This is a genomic window from Methylophaga sp. UBA2689, assembly GCA_002354555.1.
Lineage (GTDB): Bacteria > Pseudomonadota > Gammaproteobacteria > Nitrosococcales > Methylophagaceae > Methylophaga.
The window spans coordinates 1-4763 of the sequence record DELT01000018.1 but is presented as its reverse complement, the minus strand read 5'-3'; the positions used below and the strand labels follow the sequence as shown (position 1 = coordinate 4763).

The 4763-nt window shown below is 48.6% G+C and carries 3 protein-coding genes and 1 pseudogene; all 4 read left to right on the top strand.

Annotation, left to right across the window (positions count from 1 at the left end):
- Positions 1-302 (top strand): annotated as a pseudogene (locus B3M51_RS01810) (amino acid permease); the annotation flags it as partial.
- A 29-nt stretch (positions 303-331) separates the two neighbouring features.
- A complete protein-coding gene (locus tag B3M51_RS01805; protein WP_292398301.1) occupies positions 332-544 on the top strand; it encodes a hypothetical protein in 213 nt (70 codons plus the stop codon).
- Positions 537-2876 carry a heavy metal translocating P-type ATPase gene (locus tag B3M51_RS01800; protein WP_292398304.1) on the top strand — a complete coding sequence of 780 codons (2340 nt, stop codon included), beginning with the start codon at positions 537-539 and terminating at the stop codon, positions 2874-2876. Before B3M51_RS01805 ends, B3M51_RS01800 begins: the two co-directional genes overlap by 8 nt.
- Positions 2877-3423: 547 nt before the next feature.
- A partial coding sequence (locus tag B3M51_RS01795; protein ID WP_292756426.1) for a TolC family protein occupies positions 3424-4763 on the top strand: 1340 nt, incomplete at its 3' end.

The window sequence follows — 4763 nt, the reverse complement described above, 5'->3', positions numbered from 1 at the left end:
TGTCCCGGATTGCCGCGCTTGGTATCGTGTTTTACCTGATTATGGACATTGCCATTCATTGGGGCGTTCTTCGCTATCTGCGTGAAGACATAAAAGCTAATCGATGGGTGCCAGCGACAGCCATTCTGCTGGATTTACTGGCATTGGGTGGTTTTGTCTGGGTTAAGCTGAATACTGATCCGTTTGTGATTGGTGTGGCGGTTGTTACGATGATTGTTATCGCAGTTGCTGAGCAGATTTTCCTGAAAAGATCCGCTGCATCCGAGCAGCCCGGTAATCAGGAATCCCATCATCACCATTAATGACAATATTTGACGTGGAGGGCAGTACCATGATGACTAATAATATGTGGGCAGGGCATTGGCTTTGGATGTTGATGTTCGCAATCGTTGTTGTGATCCCTGTCTGGCGAATTTGTCAGCGCACGGGTTATCCGGGTTGGTTGGGTGTTCAAATACTTATTCCAATCGCCAATCTTGTATTACTCTATTTTATTGCGTTTTCGAGCTGGACTACAGACAAAATGAGAAACCAAGATGACTGAACATCAACATGTCCATAGACATGGCAACCAAGTTCACGAAGAGCATAAGGTCAAAGATCCTGTCTGCGGCATGTCCGTGGAGCCTCAAACTGCACAGCACCAAAGTCAGCATGATGATCAAACCTGGTATTTTTGCTCTTCACGCTGTAAATCCAAGTTTGACGAAAACCCAGAAGAATACCTCGATGATAAGCAAAAGACGCAAGCCCCGGTAACGCCGGGCACTATGTACACTTGTCCGATGCACCCCGAAATCCGCCAGCCAAAGCCTGGCGATTGTCCCATTTGTGGTATGGGATTGGAACCTGAGCAAGTCAGTTTGAATGATGGACCTTCTGAAGAACTAAGGGATATGACCCGCCGATTCTGGATCGGTTTGATACTGGCATTGCCAGTGTTGATACTAGAAATGGGAGGGCATCTGACCGGGCTTGATCATATCGTGCCGCCTCAAATGTCCAATTGGATTCAATTAGTTCTGGCAACACCAGTAGTCGTTTGGTGCGGTTGGCCTTTCTTCGTCAGGGGATGGAAATCTATAGTGAGCCGAAACCTGAACATGTTTACGCTGATTTCCATCGGTACTGGCGTGGCGCTTATCTACAGTCTGGTGGCAACCCTGATGCCGCAGATTTTCCCTGATGCCTTCCGTCAGGCGGATGGTTCTGTTGCTGTATATTTCGAGGCAGCTGCAGTGATCGTGGTATTGGTATTGCTCGGGCAGGTACTGGAATTGAGAGCGCGGGAGAAGACTTCAGGCGCTATTAAGGCTTTACTTGATCTGGCACCCGCGACAGCCAGGAAGTTGGACGATAACGGTGGTGAGTCCGATGTATCGCTTGACGAGGTCAAGGTTGGTGATCGCCTTCGGGTACGTCCGGGGGACAAGGTACCATTGGATGGTGAGGTGCTTGAGGGTAACTCCAATGTCGATGAGTCGCTGGTGACGGGTGAGCCATTGGCGGTCAGTAAGACGTCTGGCGATCAAGTCATCGGTGGCAGTATTAATCAGCAAGGCAGCTTTATTATGCGAGCCGACAAGGTTGGCCGGGATACTATGCTGTCTCAGATTGTACAAATGGTGGCTAACGCACAGCGGAGTCGCGCACCTATCCAGGGACTGGCAGACAAAGTGGCGGGTTGGTTTGTCCCGGTCGTCATCGTCATAGCCGTTATCGCCTTTATCGTTTGGTCATTTTTCGGTCCAGCGCCGCCGATGGCTTTTGGGCTGATTGCAGCGGTTAGCGTATTAATTATTGCCTGCCCGTGTGCGCTCGGCTTGGCAACGCCCATGTCGATCATGGTGGGTGTCGGTCGGGGTGCTCAAAGCGGTGTGTTGATCCGGGATGCCGAAGCCCTAGAGCGTATGGAAAAGATCGATACTGTTGTAGTAGATAAAACCGGCACACTGACTGAAGGCAAACCACAGGTCACCAAGCTAGTCACAGCTAATGGACTCAGCGAAGCAGACCTGATGCGTTATGCAGGAGGCCTCGAAAAAGGCAGTGAGCATCCGTTGGCCCATGCTATTTTGGAAAAAGCCAGGGTAATGAATCTTAAGCTGCCCGATGCCGAAGATTTTGATTCCCCTAACGGTAAAGGGGTCACCGGTTCGATTGATGGCCAGCGGGTTTTATTGGGTAATCGTATGCTTATGGAGGCAGAAGCAGTTGATACTGCAGACTTTGAAAATGAAGCTGATACGCTTCGCAGGGATGGGGCTACCGTGATTTTTGCAGCAGTGGCTGGCAAAGTCGCTGGCTTACTTGCTATTGCTGATCCGGTTAAAGAAACCACTCAAGCGGCTATTTTGGCGCTGCAAAAAGAGGGTATACGCGTTGTTATGCTGACCGGTGATAATCGTACCTCGGCTGAAGCAGTTGCCCGTAAGCTGAATATTGATGAAGTAGAAGCAGAAGTCCTGCCGGAAGATAAAGGCAAGATTATTCAGCGCCTGAAAGACGAAGGCCGGATTGTGGTGATGGCTGGCGACGGGGTAAATGATGCACCTGCCCTGGCAACGGCCGATGTTGGTATTGCCATGGGCACTGGCACCGATGTGGCTATTGAAAGTGCCGGTATTACGTTGCTACGCGGTGACTTGATGGGCATTGTCGAAGCCCGCCGGTTATCATTAGCGACTATGCGCAATATCAGACAAAATCTGTTTTTTGCTTTTATTTACAACACTGCCGGGGTGCCGATTGCCGCTGGGATTTTATATCCGTTTTTTGGCATACTGCTGTCACCAATCTTTGCAGCGGCTGCTATGTCACTTTCATCTGTAAGCGTCATCACGAATGCGCTGAGGTTGCGGCTTGTTAAATTATAAAAAATAGCTCAGATTGGTTTTTATGACCAGTTATTGCTCGAAACTTAAATTAAAGTCTTTAGGTCAAACTTGCTTTCAAAATATATAAAAGTATCATTGCAACAATGCGCATAGTAAGTCTTTTACTGCTTTGTTTTTCGTTGGTTTTCGCCAATGTTAGCTATGCGCAGAGCCATGAGATGAATTGCCCTATGGAGCAAGGCGACAGCATGAGTAATATGGATCATGCCGATATGCCAGACTGCTGTAATGATGCCGCGACGGCCGCTAAAACAGGCGAATCCTGTAAAGCAGATCAAGATTGCAGCATCTCTAATGTAGTTCTCTTTTTCTCTGTTCCATCATGGAACTTCGTTTCCACTGATAGGCTTTTGGCACGAGCGAGTATACCGTTTGTGCCTACCTTGGCGCCTACTGATCTCTGGCGCCCGCCAACCTTAAGCTGATCCCATTATTCCCGTAGTGTTTCAAGCTGCAACTTAATTCCATGCTTGAAACATTTGCGTTGCATTTGCTGCAACGCCATTGAATTCATCGGATCCAGCTTATGTCAAACCTATTTATCAGAGCCATTGTGCTCAAAAGTTATTCGCCACCAATCTGGCGAATTCACTGGCTAGGCTTTATTGCATTATTGACTGCCAGTTTTGCAACTGCAGTCATGGCGCAACCACAAGTTTCATCTGAGCCACTAAGCCTTGAGAATGCATTGCAACTTGCTGAGCAACGCTCTCACGCCTTGTTGGCGCAAGATGCTTCATCGCAAGCCTCCCAAGAGCTGGCCATTGAAGCCGGACAACTTCCTGATCCAATGCTGGAGTTATCTGTTAATAACCTGCCAGTCAATGGTCCCATGGCTTATAGCCTTACGGAAGATTTCATGACCTCTCGCAATATTGGTATTTCTCAGACATATACCCGTGAAGCCAAGCGTGATGCCCGTGCCAAAGTATTTGAACGTAAAGCAGATAAGGCGCAGATAACGAAAGCACTGACACTTACTGAAATACGCCAAAATACTGCAGTAGCTTGGTTTGATGTTTATTACCAGCAGCAAATGGTGTTGTTATTAACACGCGAGCAGCAAGAGGCAAGCTTACAAGTTCAGGCTGCCCAAGCTGCCTATCGTGGAAGCACCGGACCACAATCCGATATTTTTCTGGCCAAAACGACTGTGGCTGAAATCCAAGATCGAATTTATCAAGCTCAAGCGCGCCTTGATAATGCCAAAACGACGCTGGCGCGTTGGGTCGGGAATACTGATCACACATCTTTAGGTATAGCGCCGGACATTTCGGAGTCTTCGCTCGACACTCAGCATTTATATCATCAGGTAAATGAACATCCAGATATTGCTGTAATGAGGGCTGAGGAAGCGGTTGCAATGGCTGAAGCCAAGGCCGCAAGTCAAGAGAAAAACTCTGATTGGACTTGGTCGGTAATGTATGGCGAACGAAGTTCAGGTTTTTCGGACATGATTTCGATTGGTGTCAGCGTGCCGCTGCAATGGAATCAGGAGAGCCGCCAGGATCGAGTAGTAGCTGCCAAATTGGCCCAAGCGGACCAGGTGCGAGCAGAACGCGAAGAAATGACCCGGGAGCATATTGCTGAGACAGCGCGTTGGCTCGATACCTGGAAAAGTAATTTAGTCCGACTCAGCGACTATGAAACCGCTTTGATTCCCCTTGCTAACCAGCGCACTAATGCAGTAGTGGCCGAATATCGTGGCGGTAAAGGCAAGTTAGTGGCAGTGCTTGATGCCCGAAAAATGGAAATTGCTACGCGTATAGAAAAACTGAGGATTGAAATGGAAACCGCAGCGCTTTGGGCCACATTGGAATATCTGATATTGCCCGATAGTGCAGTCATTCCTTCATCCCGCACCAT